General features: G+C 44.0%; 22 protein-coding genes. 3 read left to right on the forward strand and 19 right to left on the reverse strand.

Going from position 1 to position 21633, the window contains the following annotated elements:
• Positions 1-111: 111 nt before the first annotated feature.
• The 11 genes from T515_RS08100 to T515_RS08150 form a co-directional block, all read right to left on the reverse strand.
• Positions 112-852: an enhanced serine sensitivity protein SseB C-terminal domain-containing protein gene (locus T515_RS08100; protein WP_036609647.1), complete on the reverse strand. Its 741-nt coding sequence runs from the start codon at positions 850-852 to the stop codon at positions 112-114.
• A gap of 192 nt (positions 853-1044) precedes the next feature.
• Positions 1045-1821 (reverse strand): tryptophan synthase subunit alpha, encoded by a 777-nt coding sequence (gene trpA, locus T515_RS08105; RefSeq protein WP_036609649.1) that lies wholly within the window; start codon positions 1819-1821, stop codon positions 1045-1047.
• Positions 1818-3008 (reverse strand): tryptophan synthase subunit beta, encoded by a 1191-nt coding sequence (gene trpB / locus T515_RS08110; protein WP_036609650.1) that lies wholly within the window; start codon positions 3006-3008, stop codon positions 1818-1820. Before trpB ends, trpA begins: the two co-directional genes overlap by 4 nt.
• The gene (locus tag T515_RS08115; RefSeq protein WP_036609652.1) at positions 3001-3798 is read right to left on the reverse strand and encodes a phosphoribosylanthranilate isomerase; all 798 of its coding nucleotides are present in this window, start codon (positions 3796-3798) and stop codon (positions 3001-3003) included. Before T515_RS08115 ends, trpB begins: the two co-directional genes overlap by 8 nt.
• Positions 3799-3922: 124 nt before the next feature.
• Positions 3923-4948, reverse strand: a complete 1026-nt coding sequence (trpD, locus tag T515_RS08120; protein ID WP_036609654.1) for an anthranilate phosphoribosyltransferase — start codon at positions 4946-4948, stop codon at positions 3923-3925.
• A 640-nt stretch (positions 4949-5588) separates the two neighbouring features.
• The gene (locus T515_RS08125; protein ID WP_036609656.1) at positions 5589-6245 is read right to left on the reverse strand and encodes a DUF4234 domain-containing protein; all 657 of its coding nucleotides are present in this window, start codon (positions 6243-6245) and stop codon (positions 5589-5591) included.
• A 156-nt stretch (positions 6246-6401) separates the two neighbouring features.
• Entirely contained in the window at positions 6402-7211 is an 810-nt protein-coding gene (trpC, locus tag T515_RS08130) for an indole-3-glycerol phosphate synthase TrpC (protein ID WP_036609658.1), read from the reverse strand.
• 200 nt (positions 7212-7411) lie between these two features.
• Entirely contained in the window at positions 7412-8755 is a 1344-nt protein-coding gene (locus T515_RS08135) for an MATE family efflux transporter (protein ID WP_036609660.1), read from the reverse strand.
• Between the two features lie 10 nt (positions 8756-8765).
• On the reverse strand, positions 8766-9194 hold the full coding sequence (locus T515_RS08140) for a MarR family winged helix-turn-helix transcriptional regulator (protein WP_036609662.1): 429 nt from the start codon (positions 9192-9194) through the stop codon (positions 8766-8768).
• Between the two features lie 230 nt (positions 9195-9424).
• Positions 9425-9805, reverse strand: coding sequence for a hypothetical protein (locus T515_RS08145; protein WP_036609664.1), 381 nt, complete (start codon positions 9803-9805; stop codon positions 9425-9427).
• 104 nt (positions 9806-9909) lie between these two features.
• Positions 9910-10218 (reverse strand): IS1096 element passenger TnpR family protein, encoded by a 309-nt coding sequence (locus T515_RS08150; RefSeq protein ID WP_197026411.1) that lies wholly within the window; start codon positions 10216-10218, stop codon positions 9910-9912.
• 282 nt (positions 10219-10500) lie between these two features.
• Between T515_RS08150 and T515_RS08155 the strand changes: the two genes are divergently transcribed.
• Positions 10501-11373, forward strand: a complete 873-nt coding sequence (locus T515_RS08155; protein ID WP_036609668.1) for a gluconate 5-dehydrogenase — start codon at positions 10501-10503, stop codon at positions 11371-11373.
• Positions 11374-11779: 406 nt separating this feature from the next.
• Here T515_RS08155 and T515_RS08160 read toward each other — a convergent pair whose 3' ends face one another.
• The 5 genes from T515_RS08160 to T515_RS08180 all read right to left on the reverse strand — a co-directional run bounded on the left by T515_RS08160 (position 11780) and on the right by T515_RS08180 (position 16334).
• Positions 11780-12241, reverse strand: a complete 462-nt coding sequence (locus T515_RS08160) for a YhcH/YjgK/YiaL family protein (RefSeq protein WP_036609670.1) — start codon at positions 12239-12241, stop codon at positions 11780-11782.
• 161 nt (positions 12242-12402) lie between these two features.
• Positions 12403-13413 (reverse strand): 3-dehydro-L-gulonate 2-dehydrogenase, encoded by a 1011-nt coding sequence (yiaK, locus tag T515_RS08165; RefSeq protein ID WP_036609672.1) that lies wholly within the window; start codon positions 13411-13413, stop codon positions 12403-12405.
• A gap of 50 nt (positions 13414-13463) precedes the next feature.
• On the reverse strand, positions 13464-14741 hold the full coding sequence (locus tag T515_RS08170; RefSeq protein WP_036609674.1) for a TRAP transporter large permease: 1278 nt from the start codon (positions 14739-14741) through the stop codon (positions 13464-13466).
• Positions 14738-15247 (reverse strand): TRAP transporter small permease, encoded by a 510-nt coding sequence (locus T515_RS08175; protein WP_051671565.1) that lies wholly within the window; start codon positions 15245-15247, stop codon positions 14738-14740. Before T515_RS08175 ends, T515_RS08170 begins: the two co-directional genes overlap by 4 nt.
• Before the next feature lie 25 nt (positions 15248-15272).
• The gene (locus tag T515_RS08180) at positions 15273-16334 is read right to left on the reverse strand and encodes a C4-dicarboxylate TRAP transporter substrate-binding protein (protein ID WP_036609676.1); all 1062 of its coding nucleotides are present in this window, start codon (positions 16332-16334) and stop codon (positions 15273-15275) included.
• A gap of 299 nt (positions 16335-16633) precedes the next feature.
• Here T515_RS08180 and T515_RS08185 point away from each other — a divergent pair, with 299 nt between their 5' ends.
• Positions 16634-17344 carry a GntR family transcriptional regulator gene (locus T515_RS08185; protein ID WP_051671566.1) on the forward strand — a complete coding sequence of 237 codons (711 nt, stop codon included), beginning with the start codon at positions 16634-16636 and terminating at the stop codon, positions 17342-17344.
• Between the two features lie 310 nt (positions 17345-17654).
• Positions 17655-17813, forward strand: coding sequence for a hypothetical protein (locus T515_RS17355; RefSeq protein WP_155988330.1), 159 nt, complete (start codon positions 17655-17657; stop codon positions 17811-17813).
• A 51-nt stretch (positions 17814-17864) separates the two neighbouring features.
• On the opposite strand, the gene T515_RS08190 is transcribed toward T515_RS17355, so the two are convergent.
• The 3 genes from T515_RS08190 to T515_RS08200 all read right to left on the reverse strand — a co-directional run bounded on the left by T515_RS08190 (position 17865) and on the right by T515_RS08200 (position 21557).
• Positions 17865-19850 (reverse strand): TRAP transporter permease, encoded by a 1986-nt coding sequence (locus T515_RS08190; RefSeq protein ID WP_330372649.1) that lies wholly within the window; start codon positions 19848-19850, stop codon positions 17865-17867.
• Between the two features lie 160 nt (positions 19851-20010).
• Positions 20011-20520 (reverse strand): DUF1850 domain-containing protein, encoded by a 510-nt coding sequence (locus T515_RS16575; protein WP_051671567.1) that lies wholly within the window; start codon positions 20518-20520, stop codon positions 20011-20013.
• Complete coding sequence (locus T515_RS08200) at positions 20520-21557, reverse strand: TAXI family TRAP transporter solute-binding subunit (RefSeq protein ID WP_036609677.1); 1038 nt, start codon at positions 21555-21557, stop codon at positions 20520-20522. The genes T515_RS16575 and T515_RS08200 overlap by 1 nt, the downstream gene beginning before the upstream one ends.
• Positions 21558-21633: the final 76 nt, after the last annotated feature.

Genomic DNA, 21633 nt, shown 5'->3' on the forward strand with positions numbered 1-21633 from the left:
AAATACTTAGTTGTAGTAAGTATATGAATTTTACTAGGGTATGTATACATTTGTCAAGACTACCTTGACATACAATGTCCCAATTTTAGTACAAAAAGGGTATTTTTTTCATCAGGCAGTGTAAATAGGTTCTACTCCCTCGATAGCCTTGGCTGCAACAGATGCCTGAGTGGAAAGAAGCGCAACACTTCTGTCATGTGAATGCTTCTTGCAAATGTCCATGATCTGAGGGAATGATTCCTCCATGGTTCCTGTATGCTCTATGATAACCACATAGGAAAGATGACCTTTTCTCGTCATATCTCTTAAATATCCCTTTGTGATTTTGGAATCGCTTCCCATAGCCTCAATAAGCGCATTTTTAAGTTCGAGGGATACCTCGTCCTCGCGAACATCCTTGAACTCTACTCCCTCTGTACCGGCAGAATCGCCCTTGAATCTGGCTCTTAACTCGGTAATAATCGCACGTCCCAGTATAAAATTGTCGGTTCCCGGATTTATAACCAGGCCGAAGATATTTTCATCACCATAAGCGATATCTGTGATCATCTCAAACTTATGTGTGACTGTTCTCAGTTTTCTTCCTTCTCTGTTAAAGGCCTTGAGCTTATCCTTGCTGGTGAAAAGCATATAGTAAGGATGACCATCCTTTAAAGCTGTAACCGCATAGAGAAGCTTTCTGTCCTCCATAGACTCTTCGTTCTCTATCATAACCGGCATAATGAACTCAGAATGGTTCATAAGCTCAGTCTCAAAAAGCTGATGAGCCTCCTGATCCTGACCCTCAGACTCCTTAATTCTTGTGATAGCCTCTATAAGCTTTGTATTGGCTCTCTCTGTATAATCTGCCATATATTACCTCCTCAGCCGAAAACCATCCTTCATCCTTGCGGCAGGTGTCTGTCTTACATGCAGACACGAACCTGATCTCCGGCTTCTTATCTCCTGTTCTTTAGTATCATGCCAATGTCTACATCAGCCTGATATAATATCCACTTAAAAGCTCAGCTTTCAAATACACATACCCGAACAGTTTATCATAATTTAAACACTATGTACAGCCTGAGCCATATTCTTCACGAACTCTCCAACCTTTTCGGGGGCCTGTTTTCCTTCCTTTGCGATTATCTTTACGATAGCGGATCCCACTATGGCGCCGTCACTGAGGCCTGCCATAGCTCTCGCCTGCTCAGGATTCGAGATACCGAAACCTACAGCACAGGGTACAGAAGTATTTTCCTTTACAAGCTTCACCATGGAGCCTATATCCGTAGAGATGCTTGAACGTTCTCCCGTAACTCCGAGAGAGGAAACAACATAAATATAGCCCTTTGCTTCCTTTGCTATCATCTGGATTCTGTCCTCTGATGTAGGGGCTATCATTGAGATAAGCTCTATTCCGTACCTGTCACAGATTTCATCGAACTCCCCTCTCTCTTCAAAAGGAACATCCGGGAGTATCAGTCCGCACACACCTGCAAGAGAAGCTGCCTTCATGAATTTTTCGATACCGTAGGAGAAGACAACATTGGCATAGGTCATATAAAGGAAAGGAACCGAAACCTCCCGGCTAAGCTCCTTTGTGAATTCAAATATCTTATCTGTAGTCACGCCGCCGGCCAAGGCTCTGTTGTCAGCCTCCATGATTACAGGCCCCTCAGCTGTAGGGTCTGAAAAAGGAATGCCCAGCTCGATGATATCCGCGCCGTTTTTTGCCATCTCAAGAACGCACGCTTTTGTGGTCTCGAGATCCGGGTCGCCGCAAGTAATAAAGGGTATAAATGCCTTATGGTCTTTAAATGCTTCTGTAATCCTGCTCATTCTGCTATATCCTCCCCTCTGTAGCGGGCGATTGCCGCACAGTCCTTGTCTCCTCTTCCGGAAACCGTAACAACGATTATCTTGTCCTTGTCCATGGTTGGCGCCAGCTTCTTCGCATAGGCAAGCGCATGGGACGATTCAATGGCAGGAATGATGCCCTCTATTTTCGAGAGATATTCAAATGCATCCACCGCCTCGTCATCTGTGATGGCAACATACTCTGCACGTCCGATGTCGTGAAGATATGCATGCTCAGGTCCTATGCCCGGATAGTCAAGTCCGGCTGAAATAGAGTAAACCGGGGCGATCTGACCGTATTCGTTCTGGCAGAAATAGGACTTCATGCCATGGAAGATTCCGAGGCTGCCTGTATTGATGGTGGCAGCTGTCTCGAAGGTGTCAATGCCTCTGCCCGCTGCCTCACAGCCTATGAGGCGCACATCCTTATCCTCTATAAAATGATAGAAGGAACCGATGGCATTGGAACCGCCTCCTACGCAGGCAATGACTGCATCAGGAAGTCGTCCTTCCTTCCTAAGCATCTGCTCCCTTATCTCTCTTGAGATGACTGCCTGAAAGTCTCTTACGATTGTCGGGAATGGATGAGGGCCCATAACGGAACCCAGGCAGTAATGAGTGTCAGCTATTCTTGAAGTCCACTCTCTCATAGCCTGGGAAACCGCATCCTTAAGGGTTCCTGTTCCGGTGGTTACAGGTACCACCTCTGAACCGAGGAGACGCATCTTGTAGACATTGAGAGCCTGTCTCTCCATGTCCTCCCTGCCCATGAACACAACGCACTCCATATCTAGAAGAGCCGCAACTGTGGCTGTGGCAACGCCGTGCTGGCCTGCGCCTGTCTCTGCGATGAGTCTGGTCTTGCCCATCTTCTTTGCAAGCAGCGCCTGTCCGAGACAGTTGTTGATCTTGTGGGCACCTGTGTGATTGAGATCCTCTCTCTTGAGATAAATCTTCGCTCCTCCCAGATCCTCCGTAAGTCTCTTTGCATAGTAAAGTCTCGAAGGACGGTTTGCATACTCGTTGTAAAGCTCTATAAGTTCTCTGTTAAACTCAGGATCATCCTTATATTTGTTGTAAGCCTCTTCAAGTTCGATAACAGCATTCATAAGTGTCTCAGGTATGTACTGTCCCCCATGAACACCAAATCTTCCTTTTGTATCAGACATAGTTTTTTCTCCTTACCGCATCAATAAATGATTTCATTTTTTCCGGATCTTTATATCCGTCCGTTTCAACTCCCGAGCTGATATCAACAGCATAGGGAGAAAGCCGTTCTATTGCGTCTGTGACATTGGCTGCACTCAGCCCGCCTGCCAGGAAATAGGGTTTCGGAAAATCTTTTAATATCTCCCAGTCAAAGGTTTCTCCGGAACCGAGGCCATTGTCAAAGAGGATATAGTCTGCAGTAGTCGCCAGGGTGGCTGCAAGGTCCTGTTCTGATTTCACCAGATATGCTTTCATGATGCTGCAGCCTCTTCCAAGTGTTGACTCACAGCCTCCGGATTCACTATCCGACTCATCAGAAACAGCTTTGCGCTCACTTTTGGAAGAACCTCTGCTCAGCTTCACTTCATCAACCGATACACTGTCAGCTTCAGGCTTTGATGAAATTTTTTCTCCTCTTTCCACAGAGCAATCCTCAAATTCCCCGAAGCCTTTCTCCATTTCCTTTTTCAGCTTCTCTATATATTCCTCTGTTTCGTGACCATGGAGCTGGGCCATGGAAATGATCCCTTTTCTCATAAGTCTGAGAATCAGCTCCGGCTCCGCATCCACGAAAACGCCTACGGATATTATGTCAGGGTCCAATGCTTTTCTCAGAGCCATAGCCTGTTCCTCCGTCACATTCCGCCTGCTTTTTTCATAAAAGACAAAGCCCACATACTCAGGTTTCAGCCGGTTCACGGCATCTATATCTTCCTGCCGCCTGAGACCGCAGATTTTAACTTTTGTCATATAGCCTCCAAGGTTCCGAATGTTTCAGTCACCACTCTTCTTAAAAAGCCGTATGTTTTAACCCGGCGGTATACTCATTTTCGCCTTTTTTACAATTACCGTTTCTTTCATAGCAAGTCCGGTTTCACTCATTACTGCACTTTATGTAGTCATCAAGCTTCTTTAGAGCTGAACCATTATCTATAAGCTCTGCAGCAAGCTTTATCCCCGAAGCAACCGAATCCGCCTTGCCGCCTACATAGATTGCAGCTCCAGCGTTAAGAAGAACAGCATTTCTCTTCGTACCCTTTATCTCACCCTTTAATATTCCCCTGGTGATCTCTGCATTCTCTTCTGCCGTGCCCCCTACGATATCTTCCTTCTTTCCTCTCTCAAGACCGAAATCCTCAGGCTTTATAACTGTGGTTCTGTAGTAGCCATTCTTAAGCTCACAGACAGTTGTGGGAGCCGACGCTGAAATCTCATCCATTCTGTCCTGTCCGTATACCACGAAAGCTCTCTTTACTCCAAGCTTGTCCAGTACCTTTGCAACAGGCTCTACCAGATACTCGTCGTAAACACCAAGAAGGAACATTTCAGGGTTTGCCGGATTTGTAAGAGGTCCAAGAATGTTAAATACTGTTCTGAATCCAAGTTCCTTACGGATAGGTCCCACATACTTCATGGCTGCGTGATACTTCTGCGCAAATAGGAAGCAAATGCCTACATCCTTTAAAAGCTTCTGTGCCTTTTCAACGTCCTGCTGAATGTTTACACCAAGTGCTTCCTGACAGTCAGCCGTTCCTGACAGTGATGAGGCTGCACGATTACCGTGTTTTGCGACCTTGATGCCTGCTGCGGCTATGACCATGGCTGCTGTGGTAGAGATATTGAAACTATGAGCACCGTCTCCGCCTGTTCCAACGATTTCAAGGACTTCCATTCCTGGATGGGGAACCTGTGTGGCCTGATTTCTCATGGCAGCTGCGCAGCCCGAGATCTCGTCTATAGTCTCAGCCTTCGTAGACTTGGTGGAAAGTGCCGCAAGGAACGCCGCATTCTGTGTTGGGGTTGTCTGTCCTGTCATGATCTCGGTCATGACCTGATAGGCCTCGTCGTAAGTTAAATCTCCTTTAAGTGTTGCAATCTTTTCAATAGCATTCTTGATCATTTGATCTCCTTCCGGGATATACCCTTTTTGAAATTACAGATCTCACTTTGCGCTAAATTTACGGCGGCATCCCTATTCCTAAAGGAATAGGGATAAAAAAAAGTCCCTGACAAAGTCACATAAATAGACTTTGTCAGGGACGAATAATCGCGGTGCCACCCTGTTTCACGATAATATAATCGTGCGCTTTGCGAGATACCAACATATCTCCGACAACTAACGTATGTCTCACGTCACAGGATACTAAGCCTGGCAGTTACATATAAACCTCTGTAAGCTTGTCACTTGTTCTTAAGCGAAACCTGCTTTCAGCTATTCATCACCTTTACATACATAAAAGCTTTATAACCATCAATGCTTTTCATTGTGCCCTTAGCGGTCCATTTGCCATGCTGTGTTCTGCCGGATTCTCACCATCGCCGACTCTCTGTGGGAGCATACATAGTTTAATCTCCGCTTCAACGGTTTAAATTATTAACTTGTAGACTACGATAAAACTTTCATCCATAATTGTCAACGAAATCTCTTTTACTTTTAATTCTGATATTTTATGGCAGAGATAACTTTTAAATGAGAAGAGGCACTATGATTTTTCATCATAGTGCCTCCCCTGAATATATCATTTACTATTTTATATCACTTATCCATTAGCTCTGTTGTAAGCAGCGCAGATAGCATTTGTATTCTTGATGATGATATACCATGCTACGATAGGACCTACTCCGCAAAGGAATGAACCTAAAACAGTCCATAAAAGAATAGTTGTACCATTCTCCTGGAAATTCATGCCATAGCGTGGAGCGTTGCTGGCAAGTCTGTTTCCGAGACAATACTGCCAGTACCATCCATAGATACCGCAGGTAATGATAGAAAGAAGGATGTACTTTACTAAACCTGGTGTTTCTTCGCCGTCACCAGCCATTGCTATATTGACATCCTGTATAAGCTTATAAATGAAGTAGAATGAATAGATTCCACAGGTCACGATAGAAAGAAGGATATACATCCAGATACTTCTATCTTCCTTCAGTCTGCCACCCGGGAACTGACCACCATAGTTTCCGTTATTTCCGGCATTATATCCACCGTTGAAATTTGCATTGTTACCATTAAAACCATTGGCAACATCCTGAGCCGCATTACGAAGTTCATTCTCAGCACTGTTGAACGCACTGTTAGCTGCATCAACTGCTCCCTGTCCCAAATCCTTGAGATTCACTGAATTTGCAGGTTCTCCGCAATTCGGACAGAACTTTGTACCATCAGGTATCTGTGTTCCACACTTTTTACAAAACATGTTAGCCCCCTCATTTCGCTTTCTGATTGCTTCAGAAAAAAATTTTATTTCTTTTTTAGTATAACACAGATTATTTTTAACTTATTCGAAAAATTATAACATATACCTTACGTTAAATTGAATGTTGATGACCGCCTTAATGACCTCTGACAGGCCTCAGCTGACGCTTCTTTCCATCACTGCTCCGTACCTCAGTTCATCAAGCATAGCCTTCTTGTCAGCTGCCCTCATAAGGGTCTCACCGATGAGAACTCCGTTTACATCACCCTCCTCAAGAGCTGCAATATCCTCGTGAGTTTTGATTCCGCTTTCTGCAATAAAAAGTATATCTTCAGGCACATCCTGTCTTAGCTTAATGCTGTTCCGGATATCAACAGTGAAATCCTTCAGATTCCGGTTATTTACGCCGATTATTCTGGCACCGGCACGGACTGCCTTTTTCACCTCATCCTCATCATGAGCTTCACAAATGGCAGAGAGGCCAAGACTATCCGCTATTTTGATATATTCCCGCATGGTCTCCTCATCAAGAAGGGCACAAATCAGCAGTATGATCTGTGCACCAAGGACCTTGGCCTCATAAATCATATAGGGATCAATGGTGAAATCCTTTCTGAGACATGGGAGCTTAACTGTCTCCGCAATCTGACGGAGATATTCATTGCTCCCCTTAAACCACTTCGGCTCTGTGAGCACGGAAATAGCAGCGGCCCCGGCTTTCTCATACTCATAGGCTATCTTAAGATATGGAAAATCAACCGCTATAAGTCCCTTGGAGGGTGACGCCTTCTTGCACTCACAGATAAAGCTGATGCCCGGTTCCTTCAGGGCTTTCTCGAAAGGAAAACCTGTATTGCAGTTCATTTTCTCTGCTCTCTGCTTCATCTCCTGCGGAGAAACTATTTTCTTTGCCTTTTCCACTCGCTTTCTAGTATGTTCAGCGATGTCCTCAAGAATGTTGGTCATGTTCTTATTCTCCCCTATACTGATATATCACGACATGGCTATAACTTCCCTTAATTTTATATGAGCATCGTATCACATGGAGTTATGCTTGTAATCTATCAAAAAGGACTATCTGTTATAACAAACAGATAGTCCCTTCGGAGCTTTTGTACGTAATTTTGTTATATATGCCGAATCATCCTTTACCATTAAGAATTCGTTCAAATATACTTATAGAACCTCCTGTATTTCACAATCATAACTATAGTGAGCAATAACGAACCAAGTTCTACCAAAACCACTATCGCCCAAAGTGACTGACCCCCGAATATAATAGGCAACAGTAAAATCATAGAAACCTCAAGGATTACCGAACGGACTACGGAAAGAAATGCTGAGACTTTACCATTGTTAAGGGCCGTGAAAAGCGCCGAACCGAAGACATTGACACCCATCATAAGAAACGCAAGGTCATAAATCATCATGCCTCTCTTTGTCAGTTCCAGAAGCTCCGGATCATAGCCTACAAAAACCTTCGCAAGGATTCCGGCGGTCAACTCCGCGATTATGGTCAACACAACTCCCGTGGTGATAATCAGGCGCATACTTCTGTTGAAGAGATTCTTCAACTCATCCTTGTTATTTGCACCAAAATGATATCCTATGACCGGTGAAACCCCCATGGCATAACCGAAATATATGCCAATGAAGATGAAATTCACATACATGATAACGCCGTACGCTGCAACACCGTTTGTTCCGATGAAGTATAAAAGCTGATGGTTATACAGCATGCCTACAATGGACGAAGCCGCGTTAGACAGAAGCTCGCTTAATCCGTTACTGCATGTACGTAAGATAGCATTCCCATCCCATTTTGTCCTGCCGAGTCTTAATACCGTTTTGTTCGGCATCAGAAAATATATAAGCGGTATTATTCCGCCTACTAACTGGCTGATAACAGTAGCCCATGCGGCACCGGAGAGTCCCATCCTAAGCACAGCCACAAGGTAGTAATCGAGAATCATGTTGGTGATGCCTGCTGCCACTGTAATCCAGAATCCCATCCTGGGACGCTCAGCGGTAATGAGGAAGCTTTGGAACAGGTGCTGAAGCATAAATGCTGTCATTCCTGCCATGTTGATCCGGGCATACAGGATACTGTAGGGCAGAAGTTCATCTGTAGCACCAAGAAGTACGGCAGCCTCAGGTGCAAATATATATCCCAATATGGAAAAAATGATTCCGATAATGATCAGTGCGTATGTGATAAGCGAAAATATCTCATTGGCCTGCTTTGTCTTCTGCTGACCGAGTTTCATAGCTACAAGTGCCATGCCGCCGGAACCAAACATAAATCCCACTGCGGAAATGACCATAAGAAACGGCCACATGATATTGAGTGCCGCAAAGGGAACAGCTCCCGCATAGTTTGATACGAAATATCCGTCAACCATTCCATATATGGATGTAAAAATCATCATCATGATGGATGGCCTCGTAAATTTTATCAGTTTCTTATAATCAAAGTGGTCAGCTATGCTGATCTGTTTTTTAGTTGTCATATTTCTCCTTTTATATTAACTCTGAACTCTTTTCGATGAAGAGTTCCAAAAATCTTCTGTTAAGATTCAAAAATACTTTCTGCTCTTCCGGAGACCATGAACTGAACGCTTCATTCTCAATCTGAATGATCTTTTCAGCTGTGTTTTTTGAAAGTTTCTTGCCCGCTTCCGTTAGAAATACTTTTGTATTTCTTCCGTCACCCTTCCTAAGAATAAGAAGCCCCTTCTGTTCCATTTTTTTGATGGCTGAATTGATGGTTGTTTTACTCTGTCCGCTTAATTTGTATATAAGGCTTTGATTGCAACCGTCTCCTTCGGAATTTATGGTATAAAAAATATCAAATTCGCTGTCTGAAAGCCCCGTAGAAACTATTGCCGAATGATATGCGCCTTCAATCTGTCCCATAACATTGTTAAATTCTCTTAATTTTACGACCATGATATTCTCTCCATTCTTTTTGCGAAAAAGTTAAAGTCCGAAATCGGACATCATAATAATGTACGATTTCGGACTTTGTCAAATACTTTATTTATTTTTAATCTTTAACTATGTGTTTTGCTGATAAGAACACTATGATTCTTATGCCCGGATGATGAAATCTGAAAAAAAATCCACCAACTGGCTTTTATAGCCCACATTGCTTTTCCATGACCCTACATATAAGTAAATCACTTATCTTCTTTTCTGATATGCTGTGTTAGCTGGATAGAGAAGCCGCTTGCAGAGAACATAAGGCAGGACTTTGCATGTTCAGATACAACCGCATGATCTTCCCCAGTGGCATTTTTAAAGCCGTGGTCCTTCAGGAATGCATAAGCCTCATCAAAGTCACGAACATTCATACGCATGGTAGTCATATCCTTTTCGGTATGAATCTGTGCAACATCAAGATAAAATCCGTTAGGATCTTTCATACGTACACTGGTAATGTCCTTATTATCTACATTTTCCACTGTATGGCGTCTCTCAAAGCCCAGTTCTTCAAAAAGCTTGATGATATCCTCTGAATGAGATGAAAGAATCATAGGGTTAAAGGTTGTAATCTGCATAACTGTTCCTCCTGATTTTATAAATATAAACATTTTACAAAATCCGTCGGCAGACACTTATGTATCTATAAGTCACTTTAGCCCTGTATATAAAAAATAATCTGTTATTCGATTTTAAGAAGCTTTACCGTTCTGGTCCATTCATTTGAATAATCGTACATAAACATGAAAATGTCTCCGGGCTTTAATCCCTTATCTTTTATCCTGGACGAAAGAGCCACCTGCCCGTCATCATCTGTTGCCGCAGGAGAATCTGCCGAAGTGGTAAACTCCCCGTCATCAAACTCAAACTCGAACATGTTGGAGGGGTAAATATTAAAAGCCCTGAGGATCTCGTATCCCAGTTCCTCAAATGTCGCCTTATCCTCATCCAGAATGATGTCCTTCTGCCCTGCTTTAAAATAATATCTCATATTCTGCATTCCTTTCCCTATCTTATATCATACTCCCGGTAATGAAATTAAACAAAAATAGTGAACCGGTTTACAACACTTTTCACAAAGTTTTGAAATCGCTTTCATTTTTGCCTCCAACCCCTTGAACAGGATTTGTGAATAATCTATCATATTCTCAGATTTAATGATATGGATAGCCCACTGACTTCGGAAATGCTTTTTAAAGGGATGCATTTTCATGACATAAAAGTTCAGCGAAAAGGTCATTCATACACACAATTTAAAAAAGGAGATATTATCATGGCAGGAATTTTGGATAAATTTAGACTTGATGGCAAGGTTGCCTGGGTAACCGGCGCTTCATACGGCCTGGGACTTGCTTATGCAAAGGCTTTTGCAGAAGCAGGCGCAAAGAAGGTGGTTTTCAATGATATCAATCAGGAGCTGGTTGACAGAGGTCTTGCCGAGTACAAGAAGGCAGGAATCGACGCTTACGGTGCTGTCTGCGACGTAACAAACGAGGAGCAGGTCAATGCTTTCGTTAAGGACGTTGAGGAAAAGTTCGGCGGAATCGATATCCTCGTAAACAATGCCGGAATCATCAAGAGAATCCCTATGACAGAGATGACAAAGCAGCAGTGGGATCAGGTTATCAATGTTGACCTCACAGGTCCTTTCCTCTGCTCAAAGGCTGTTCTTCCAAAGATGATTGAGAAGAAGGCAGGAAAGATCATCAATGCATGTTCCATGATGTCAGAGCTTGGCCGTGAGACAGTTTCCGCTTACGCTGCTGCAAAGGGCGGTCTCAAGATGCTCACAAAGAACATCTGCTCAGAGTACGGTCAGTTCAACATCCAGTGCAATGCCATCGGACCCGGATACATCGCTACACCTCAGACAGCCGCTCTTCGTGAGAAGCAGCCTGACGGTTCCATGGCTCCATTCGATCGTTTCATCCGATCAAAGACACCTGCACAGAGATGGGGCGAGACAGAGGATCTTCAGGGTCTTGCTGTATTCCTTGCTTCACCTGCATCAGATTTCATCAACGGACAGGTGGTTTACATCGACGGTGGTATCCTCGCTTACATCGGTCAGGATCCAAGCCAGCTTGATGAGTCCAAGTTCCAGGAAGTTACAGGCGTTGAAGAAGTCAATGTTGTTGATAAATAAATATTGACCTGCAGCGAATTTACATTCAGGTTATACTGAAACAGACAGAATTATCTTCCCAAATAATGACTGACATTTAAGATTGTTTGATATAACAATCCCCCTAATATGACGAAACAAAATTCCCGCTTTATCACTTTAGATAAAGCGGGTGTTTTTTATACATAATATATCATTCACTTACCCCTTTCTTTCATAAACACCGGACATTGTGATTTCCTCCTGCGAAGTGCCGATGCTCCATATCAGGATTTCACAGAAAACAAGACATTTTTCCATGATGTATCACTTTCCGTATTTTTATATGCTGTATTATACGGGCTCCTTCAGTCGATAAAATATCAAGTTTCCATGCATTTTATAAAAAATCTTTTGAATTAAGGGGTTTCTGATATTCCTGTTTTTTCTAACGTTTCACTTTTACCTTTGCGATTATCTTCCGGACTGTTTTGTTTTCATCTCCGGCCTTACATAACGGACAATGGGGCTCCAGGGGCCATACTGCATAGAACTCACCCTCTTTTATCCTAACATTTCCGGTATCATGGCAATCCCAAAAACCATTGTCGGTTTCCTCACTGTAATCTATCTCTTCAATGGAAGGCAGTTCCGAAACGTGACAGCTCTCCGATCCCTTTATCATGTAATGGATATCCATGAAATTTTTATGAATCTCCATCTTTGCATCACTTCTGTCGTGAGTTTCTTTCGTTATGACATGAAGTATGATCTCCCCGGGAAGAACTTCATATATTCCGTCTTCCTTCGACGGTTCTGCTGCAAATTCTTTTATGCAGTTCAGTGCCTTCAGCACAGTATCATTTATTCCTTTGTATCTTTCGATATTTTCAATGTGATCAACTATCATCTGAACCTCCAATTAAAACAGCGGAAAGGGTCACCCCATTTCCGCCGTTCATCACTATTTAAATAAGAATATGTATAGTACCTTTTAGACTTCTCATCTATCAAAGGCCGTTTTACTGTCTGAATATATAACCAACAGATGTGAAGCTAATCGGCTCTAAATCACAGCGCCTTTATTTCTTCCCACACAGAATCATCAACAAAGATTCCGTTCTCATCATGATCCTTATGGAACTTTTCCATGCCCTCTCCCGGAACATGAACTCCGTTACTGCCTTCAGAGGGTTCTCCGCCCTTGATATACTCAATCTCTCTTCTGATAGTCTCCTTCATCTTATCGCCGTCGGAAATCTTCTTCGGATCTATAACTATCATCACCTGAGAGCAGCCGCCGCATGAGCCCTTTTCGGAAGCATTGAGATCAGCCGCACCTACGCCGTCACTTAAGATCGCTCCCAAAATATCCAGCATGGCTGAAAAACTTGAGCCCTTCCAGTAACCTATAGGCATGATGCGCATGGATTCCTCGATGGCTCCGGGGTCGTCGGTAATGTTTCCGTCCTTATCAAATCCACCGGGAAGAGGAAGCTTCTTTCCCGCAAGACGAAGTACCTGAAGTTTTCCGTAGGCATACTGGCTGATAGCCATATCGAGAAGCATCACCGGACCATCCTTTGGTCCCGGACAGGCCATAACAAAGGGATTGTTTCCGAGACGACATTCCTTCGATCCCCATGCCGGCATACATGCCTCTGTGTTGGTCCACATGACAGCCGCATAACCTTTTTCTGCAGCATATTTACCGTAGGTACCGCCTCTCATCCAGTGGGTGGTGTTCTTTAGTCCTACCATACCTATGCCATACTTCTCTGCCATCTCCATAGCCTGATCCGCGCAAAAAAGCGCATTGAGTATTCCCGGGCCCATATTTCCGTTTATGATTTTTACCGCCCCGAGATCTTTCTCAACCGTCGGTTCTGCTTTAGGATCCACCCAGCCCTTTTTAAGATAATCAGCGAATCTCGCCACTCTGTTGATTCCGTGGGAATAAATTCCGTCATAGGTGGACTCTGTGTGAACCCGGGCGCATATCTCTGCCTTTTCCTCAGGAAGACCGTATTTCATAAAAACACGCTTTATTTCCTGATGTATCTCTTCCTTTGATAATCTCATTCTATCTTTCTCCTCTATAAAACCATGTTTTCGCCGTTGATTTCTGCTTTTTAGCCGTATACCAGATTCGGAAGGAACAGTACCAGCTGAGGGAATGCTGCAAGCAGCACAAGCAGTACCACAATAGCCGCTACAAAAGGAATGGATTCTTTCGTATATGTCTCCACCGAACATCCCAGAATCGAACAGGTGGTATACATGGTGACTCCGATAGGAGGTGTCATGCCGCCCATGGTGATAAGTATCATATACATAACTCCGAAGTGTACCGGATCTATTCCGTAGTTCTGCATGATGGGGAGGAAAATCGGTGTAAGGAGCAGAACATTGGCAGTAGCCTCCATAAACATTCCTGCAAAGAATACAAACAGCATGACAACAAAAAGCACCACATACCTGTTGTTTGACAATGCTGTGATCGCTGTGGCCAGAGTCTGAGGTAAACGTCCCGTGACGATGGCATAGCCGAAAGCATTGGAACAAATGATGATAAACATGATGACCGCAAGGTCGATGGCCGTGGTGGAGAGACATTCGATAAGCTTCTTTACTGTCAGCTCCTTATAAACGAACATTCCGATAACCAGGGCGTAAACTACTGCAAATGCTCCTGCCTCAGAGGGAGTGAAGATTCCGAAACGGATACCCACGATGAGGATAACAGGGAACAGGAGGGCCCAGATATTGTCGATAAGTCCCTTAAAAACCTCACTGAGAGGAGGGAACTTCTCATGCTCCGGCTTATAATCTCTTTTCTTTGAGATGATGGCAACCGCTATCATGAGAGCGGCTGTCATCAGAATGCCCGGAACAAGTCCGCCTAAAAACAGTCTTCCGATGGAAACTTCACCGGTAACACCGTAAAGGATGAGTCCGAGAGATGGTGGAATGGTGGAAGTGATGAGTCCGCCCATGGCAAGAATTGCAGCTGTAAAGCCTGTTGAATAGCCTCTTTTTTCCATGTCGGGTCCGAGGATACGGCTCTCCATGGCAGCATCCGCTGTAGCCGAGCCGGAGATTCCGCCCATGAGACATGAAAGAAGCACCGATACCTGTGCAAGTCCGCCTCTCATGTGTCCTGTGACCAGGTTACAGAATTTGATGAGTCTTGAGGTGATTCCTGTCTCGTTCATGAGATTTCCCGCAAGAACGAAAAACGGAACTGCAAGGAGTGAAAATGACTGTGTCGAGCTGACCATCTTCTGTACCACTATCTGCATGGGCACCTGTCCGGAAAGGAAATATGCCATGGCAGAAAGGCCAACAGTGAATGCGATGGGAACGCCGATTGCCAGCAGTACGAAAAAAGAAATTCCAAGATAGATCATGCGACAGCCTCCTTTGCATCAGGATTTTTCTTTGTTGGACAAAGCAGCATGCGTGCGTGCTCTATCACTCTTTTCAATGAAGTCAGCGCCATCAGGAAGCATCCGATGGGGCAGCTTACTGTTGCATAGGAATAGCTGATATAAAGTGTCTGGTATTTTCTTGCAGCGTTTCTGATGCAGAGGTCCACTCCGTAATATGTGACAACTGCAAGGAAAATAAATATCAGAATATAATTGAATACCCAGATCAGATTTTGAAGGGTGGCCGGAAATTTGTTCATCAGCATATCAACTCCCATGTGCTTGTTCTTACGCATGGCAAGATCTGCTCCTATGAAGCTCACCCATGCAAAAACAAGCTGGGCAATGTCAGTCGACATCGACATATCGATTCCGAAGAATCTGAGAACCGCCGCAGCAAAAACTGTCAGAATCAGGACAGCCAGTCCCACGCAGACTATCACGGTCTCCAGCTTATCAAGTCCATTTTCAATGGTTTTAATCATCATGTTCTCCTACTTCAAATGCTGCTTATTTTGCAAGTTCTGCATCAAGCTGTGCCTTGATTTCTGTGTACTTAAGCTCGTCATAAACCTTTTCGCAGGCCTTCTTGAAAGCTTCCTTATCACAGTCAACAACTTCGATTCCGCCGTCCTGTAAGGTCTTCAGATATTCATCATTTCTTGCGATAACCTGCTCGGAAGCACTCTTGCCTGCCTCAAAGCTTGCGTCCTCAAGAATGGTTTTATACTCATCAGGAAGCTTGTCGAACCATGAACCTGAAATAACAAGTCCTGTGAGAAGCTGCTGATGTCCAGTGAATGCAAGATACTTTGTTACTTCCTGCATTGAAGAACCTACAGCTGCGGAAAGATGAACCTCAACACCCTCGATAACCTGCTGCTGAAGCGCCTGATAGGCCTCTGACCATGCCATAACGGAAGTATTGGCACCCATAGCTTCAAGTGTGCTTGTAACTACCTGTGATCCTGATGAACGGATACGCTGTCCCTTGAGATCTTCCGGCGTCTTTACAGGATTCTTTGTGAAAAGCTCACGCTCTCCCTGGAAATAATTGAAGGAAAGGATCTTGAAACCATTATCTTCAACTTCCTTTGCAACGCCTTTGTAGGTGTCGGTTTCAAACAGCTTAAGAGCATCCTCGTAGCTGTCTGCGATATAAGGTGCCTGAAGTACGCCAATGTTATAAACATAATTGCTGAGTCTTCCCGGATCGGTAATAACTCCCACCGCATCTCCTACCAGTGCCTGCTCCAGAACATCTTCATCATTTCCGAGCTGGGATCCCGAATAAACCTCAACCTGGACATCACCGTTTGTTTTCTCTTCCACGGTTTTCTCAAATACATCTGTTAAAGCGATGTAAAGAGGATCGTTTTCCGTAAGAGCAGTATTTACTTTCAATGTATATGTACCGCCTGCTGAAGCCTGGGATGCTGCAGTACTTTCTTCTTTCTTTCCGTTATCCGCTGTTGTACCGGCCGTTGAAGATGCTGCTGTACCTGATCCGCATCCCATAAGTGATGAAGCTGCCATTGCTGCTGCAAGAATAGTTGCTGTTAATCGTTTCATAATTACCTCCTTAGTGTCTCTTCTTTTTTTCCGTAAGCTTTTTTTAGTTTTAATAATCCCACTGCAAAGAAGACATATTTACTGTATGCCGCCTTTGCTCTTTTGTTCATGCTGTTATACTAGCATGTTAGTATGTTAGCGGTCTATTTGCATTTTGTCAGTATTGAGCACACTTGTATTGTGCTGTTTGCACAAATATTGCAGTGTATAAAGCATTTTCTCGCAAACTATGTACAATTAAACTTTTTGTGTGCTACTATACTAGCATGCTAGCATTTTCTAGGGAGGTACTATCATCCATGGCTAAATCAATTCAGACACTGGTATATGAAGAGCTCAGAAAGAATATCTTATCCCTGCACCTTAAGCCCGGACAGACCATGAGCACACAGGAAATAGCAACTAAATTAAATGTGAGCAGAACTCCTGTCAGAGAGGCATTTCTGAAGCTTCAGGAACAGGGCCTTGTGGAGATGATCCCGCAGAAAGAGACAACGGTTTCAAAGATAAATCTGAAGCGGGCAAATCAGGAAAAATTTCTCAGAGAAAGTCTGGAACTCGGAATAGTACGAAAGTTCATGGAACACGGAACTTCGGAGATAAAAGAACAAACCATCTTCAGTATGATGGCCAATATCACAAAACAGAGAAACTGTGTAAAGGAACGGGATTTCGTCAGCTTCCTGAATGCCGACGATACATTTCACAGTCTTCTCTTCGCTGCAGTTGAAGAGACTATGTCATGGGATATCATACAGCAGCAGTGCGGACATTATGATCGTATGCGTATACTTTTTGTGCAGGATGAGGCAGCGGCATCAAGCTCCATAGAACAGCACGAAAACATAGTAAGACTTCTTGAAAAAAACGATCAGAAAAATGCCATCGACGCCATGCTCCATCATATACGCCGTCCCGAATTTGATGACAGCAGGATAACAAATGAATATCCCGAATACTTCCAGCAGGATGATGCCACGAAAAAAGAATTCAGGCTGGGGACACTGTAAACCGTGGATTCCCGCTATTATATCCCGGATGTTTTTCATTAACGTTTTTCATTAATGATTTTCATTAAGACCGATGATATTCGGGTCACTATGATGATTAATTTTTTATATTACCACCAATAAATAGACAAACATGTAAGAAAATGTTCAACATCCACTGTGTAAGCTGGATAAGTCAACATGTTCTTTACTGTTATTTTTTTATAAGAAATGTAGATTTTTAACCTGTTTCTTCATTTTCAGTCAAAACTTGCCAATATCGTTCATAACGTGTATAGTATCGAAAACCCTTTTATTGGAGGCATTGAAAATGAAGACATTCAGATTAAAAAACGGAACTCATGAAGTAACCGCAGTGCGTTACGATATGGGTTCAATCGAGGGATATCAGGTCCAGTACAAGCCAAATTGCAACTGGGTATGGTGTGAAAGAACAGGCTTCGAAAGAGATTACGAGCCTTGCAATTAAAAAAACACGGGTCGAAAAACCGACCCGTTTTTTTTTATATCATTTTTTGTTTTAAGCTGCCTGCTTTTCCTTCTCAGGTCCCTTGTTCTGAATAATCTCTAAACCGATGATGGCAGCGATTATAACTACGCCGATTACGTCGGTCACAGTTCCCGGATAAAGCATCATAAGACCTGCTGCAGCACACAGGATACGTGTAACCATATTGATAGGTCTGATGGTATATCCTTCCAGCGCTGCTGAGATAGCGAACATACCTATGAAACTTGTGATAACGATCATCACAACACTGATTCCGTCTGTGTCGATAAGGAGCATAGCCGGATTCAGTGAGAAGATATAAGGAACAAGGAATGCTCCGATGGCAAGTCTTGTAGCGTTAAATGCTGTCTTCATAGGATCGGCCTTCGCAATGGCGGAGCCCGCATAAGCCGCAAGAGCAACAGGAGGTGTGATATCCGCAACGATACCGAAGTAGAATACGAACATGTTGGCACTAAGTGCATTGAGTCCCATACCTGTCGTAAGGATAGGCGCACAGGTTGTAGCCATGATGATGTATGTAGCTGTTGTAGGAACGCCCATTCCCAGGATGATACAGCAAAGCATGGTGAGGAAAAGAGCTATAAGCAGATTTCCCTGTGAAACACCTACGATAGCAGAAATAAATACCTGACCGAGACCTGTCATGGTAACTACACCTGCGATGATTCCCGCGATACCGCATGCAGCTGCAATGGAAAGAGTATTCTTGGCGCCTGTAACAAGGGCATTAAAAATATCCTTCGGTGCCATACGGTGGTTCTTGTCAAACATGCTGACAACGATACAAAGCACTGTAGCAATGATAGCTGCACGGCTCATGGTGTAACCTGCGCAGATAAGATAAATAAGAGCTGCAAGAGGGATAAGAAGATAAATCTTCGGAAGAAGATCCTTCCACTTCGGAAGATTCTCCTTAGGTATACCCTTGAGTCCCAGTCTCTTGGCACGAAGGTGAACCATGAGGAAGATTCCGGTGAAATAAAGTATAGCCGGAAGTATGGCTCTTACTACGATATTGGAATAAGGAACACCAATCATCTCAGCCATAAGGAATGCAGCCGCACCCATGATAGGAGGCATGATCTGTCCGCCTGTTGAGGAAGCTGCCTCAACGGCACCGGCGAAATCTCCCGGGAAACCTGTATCCTTCATCATAGGAATGGTAACGGAACCTGTTGTAACGGTATTACCAACGGAAGAACCGGAAACCATACCGCAAAGAGCACTGGAGATAACGGAAACCTTTGCGGGTCCGCCTGTAGCAGAACCGGCAAGAGCATTGGCACACTGGATAAAGAATTCCGAGATACCCGTTGCCTCAAGGAAGGCCCCGAAAATGATGAAAAGAACGATATATGTACTGCAGACACCGATAGGTGTTCCGATAACGCCTGTTGTGGTATAGAACAGGTTGTAAACTATCTTACGAAGGGAAGCTCCGGTGGTAAATGCATAAACCACGAACAGACCTGCAACGATAACGATAGGTATACCCGTAACACGGCGGCAGCACTCTGCAAGCACCAGGATTCCGATAACACCAAGGATAATCTCCGTCTGATTGATTCGTGTTGCGTGATTTATGATCTCACGGTTATTGATTACAAAGTAGAAGAAACTTCCTGATCCGAGAAGTCCCAGCACTACATCGTAAACCGGAATACGATTTGGCTTCTTAGCATGATGGCTCTTTCCCGCAGGGAAAAGAATAAAGATAAAAAGAATAACTATACCGACGAACAGCGGACGTCTGATACGCTCATCCCACACTGCGAAAAGATTCATGTAGATCATAAAAAGTGAGAAGGCTGCAAGAAGTGCCTTGATAACGATATCAGGAACTCCTGTCCAGGTTCTGGTGTTTGACTCACGGTCATACTTCTTCATGATCTCGTCTACGGCAGCCTGTGTGTCAAGAGACTGCTCAGCCTGTGATGTCAAAGTCTCCTTACTCTCCACAGCTTCTGTCATGTTCTTTGTTCTTTCTTCCAAAGTTGTGTCCTCCATTCCATCGGTTATTTTGGTGAGTACCAATGCTTATTCCGGGGTTTCGCACTATCCCTCCAAATCTCTGATCAATAAAGGTAAATCAGGTTACAGTTCAGGATAGAACTATTTTACCACATATACTCACACTGTGATGCCCGTGGCATCAAAAGAAGCGCCACTTCTCATAAGAGAATCTGACTCTGGCATTTCTGCCGCACAGATCTCTAAGGCTTATACCCTCTTTGTTATTTATAGTTAATGTATGATCGGATACGGTTCCCACAAAGTAGGTCAGATCATCCATCTTCCTGTCGAATCCGGATACTATCATACTTCCGTCCGGTCCGTAGGTGAGCTTTTCCCCCTCGGAAAGCTCTGTCTGGACTCCTGCACCAAAACCATAATAAACGGTTTTTTCTACGTAAATTCCGTCTTCCTTTATCTCATAGAAATCCGTAAGAGGGCTCTTGTTTACGGAATGTATGAAACCTATACCGAAGGTATCTCCCACTTTGACGGGGAATCTTCCGTAGAGAGTTCCGTCCGATGCATTTCTCAGAGTCAAAAATCCTATTCCAAATATCTCTATATAAATAACAACCATAGCGGCAACTGCCAAAAAGGCAATCACCGCTACTTTCACATACTTTTTTATTCCGGAATCAAAGTTCATCAGTTGACTGAAACGCCCTGCTCCTCATAGTACTTCTTTGCGCCCGGGTGGAACGGAATGGTGATACCCTTTGTGGCATCCGAAAGGTCAAGAAGCTCGAACTTTGCGTGACCTGCTGCAAGAGCATCCTTGTTGTCGAACATGGTCTTCAGCATCTCATAGACAACGTCCTCAGAAAGCTTTGTTGAAGCAATGATGGTAGCTCTTACTGAAACAGTCTTTGCATCAGCGTCAACACCCTTGTATGTGCCGGCAGGAATTGTAGTCGGTGTATAGAAGCTGTACTTGCTCTGTAATGTGCTGATGTGCTCATCATCAAGCTCTACAAGATGAATATCCTTTGTTGTTGAAAGGTCTACAACTGCAGTTGTAGGAGCACCTGCTACGATAAACGCAGCATCAATCTTCTGATCCTTAAGGGAATCAGCTGAATCACCGAAGGAAGCATTGACAACCTTGATATCGTCGAATGAAAGTCCGTATGCATCGAGGATCTGACGTGCGTTGAACTCAACACCTGAACCTGCATCACCTACGGAAACTGTCTTGCCCTTAAGATCCGCAACTGTCTTCACATCATCTGTGCATGTGATGATCTGAACTGTCTCATCATAAAGACCTGCAACCGGTGCAAATGTCTCGTAAGCACCTTCATCTGCGAAAAGGTCTGAACCGTCGTGTGCGTATGACATAACGTCGTTCTGTACGATAGCGATATCAGCATCACCGTCATCGATAAGCTGGATGTTTGCCTTTGAAGCACCGGTTGAAGTAACTGTAAGATGTGAATTCTTCATAAGAGGATTCAGCACTGTAGCCATAACGCCGCCTACTGCGTAGTATGTGCCTGTTGTTCCGCCTGTTCCGAAAACAACCTCTTCACCGGAAGCTGAGCCTGAGCCTGCTGCTGCAGCTGTCTCTGCTGATGAACCTGCTGCTGTTGTAGCAGTTGCTGCTGTGCCCTGAGAACCTCCGCATGCTGTTAATGCACTCATGGCAACCACACCTGTCATCACTAATGATACTAACTTTTTCATTCTTTCTCCTCCCATCCGGGACGCCAGCCAATCAGGTTCTGACCTCTGGTGCAATACACTGCCGGCAGACCTGTCA

This window comes from Oribacterium sp. P6A1 (assembly GCF_000702885.1).
Lineage (GTDB): Bacteria > Bacillota > Clostridia > Lachnospirales > Lachnospiraceae > Oribacterium.

What these genes read in the sequence shown, in the direction of transcription:
- T515_RS08150 (WP_197026411.1), bottom strand. Translation starts at nt 10,218, where the DNA reads ATGAGATATTATTTTAAAGCAGGGCAGAAGGACATCATTCTGGATGAG.
- T515_RS08125 (WP_036609656.1), bottom strand. Translation starts at nt 6,245, where the DNA reads ATGTTTTGTAAAAAGTGTGGAACACAGATACCTGATGGTACAAAGTTC.
- trpC (WP_036609658.1), bottom strand. Translation starts at nt 7,211, where the DNA reads ATGACCAACATTCTTGAGGACATCGCTGAACATACTAGAAAGCGAGTG.
- T515_RS16575 (WP_051671567.1), bottom strand. Translation starts at nt 20,520, where the DNA reads ATGAACTTTGATTCCGGAATAAAAAAGTATGTGAAAGTAGCGGTGATT.
- trpB (WP_036609650.1), bottom strand. Translation starts at nt 3,008, where the DNA reads ATGTCTGATACAAAAGGAAGATTTGGTGTTCATGGGGGACAGTACATA.
- T515_RS08180 (WP_036609676.1), bottom strand. Translation starts at nt 16,334, where the DNA reads ATGAAACGATTAACAGCAACTATTCTTGCAGCAGCAATGGCAGCTTCA.
- T515_RS08135 (WP_036609660.1), bottom strand. Translation starts at nt 8,755, where the DNA reads ATGACAACTAAAAAACAGATCAGCATAGCTGACCACTTTGATTATAAG.
- T515_RS08145 (WP_036609664.1), bottom strand. Translation starts at nt 9,805, where the DNA reads ATGCAGATTACAACCTTTAACCCTATGATTCTTTCATCTCATTCAGAG.
- T515_RS08155 (WP_036609668.1), top strand. Translation starts at nt 10,501, where the DNA reads ATGGCAGGAATTTTGGATAAATTTAGACTTGATGGCAAGGTTGCCTGG.
- T515_RS08160 (WP_036609670.1), bottom strand. Translation starts at nt 12,241, where the DNA reads ATGATAGTTGATCACATTGAAAATATCGAAAGATACAAAGGAATAAAT.
- trpD (WP_036609654.1), bottom strand. Translation starts at nt 4,948, where the DNA reads ATGATCAAGAATGCTATTGAAAAGATTGCAACACTTAAAGGAGATTTA.
- T515_RS08175 (WP_051671565.1), bottom strand. Translation starts at nt 15,247, where the DNA reads ATGATTAAAACCATTGAAAATGGACTTGATAAGCTGGAGACCGTGATA.
- trpA (WP_036609649.1), bottom strand. Translation starts at nt 1,821, where the DNA reads ATGAGCAGGATTACAGAAGCATTTAAAGACCATAAGGCATTTATACCC.
- T515_RS08100 (WP_036609647.1), bottom strand. Translation starts at nt 852, where the DNA reads ATGGCAGATTATACAGAGAGAGCCAATACAAAGCTTATAGAGGCTATC.
- T515_RS08185 (WP_051671566.1), top strand. Translation starts at nt 16,634, where the DNA reads ATGGCTAAATCAATTCAGACACTGGTATATGAAGAGCTCAGAAAGAAT.
- yiaK (WP_036609672.1), bottom strand. Translation starts at nt 13,413, where the DNA reads ATGAGATTATCAAAGGAAGAGATACATCAGGAAATAAAGCGTGTTTTT.
- T515_RS08140 (WP_036609662.1), bottom strand. Translation starts at nt 9,194, where the DNA reads ATGGTCGTAAAATTAAGAGAATTTAACAATGTTATGGGACAGATTGAA.
- T515_RS08115 (WP_036609652.1), bottom strand. Translation starts at nt 3,798, where the DNA reads ATGACAAAAGTTAAAATCTGCGGTCTCAGGCGGCAGGAAGATATAGAT.
- T515_RS08170 (WP_036609674.1), bottom strand. Translation starts at nt 14,741, where the DNA reads ATGATCTATCTTGGAATTTCTTTTTTCGTACTGCTGGCAATCGGCGTT.
- T515_RS17355 (WP_155988330.1), top strand. Translation starts at nt 17,655, where the DNA reads ATGAAGACATTCAGATTAAAAAACGGAACTCATGAAGTAACCGCAGTG.
- T515_RS08200 (WP_036609677.1), bottom strand. Translation starts at nt 21,557, where the DNA reads ATGAAAAAGTTAGTATCATTAGTGATGACAGGTGTGGTTGCCATGAGT.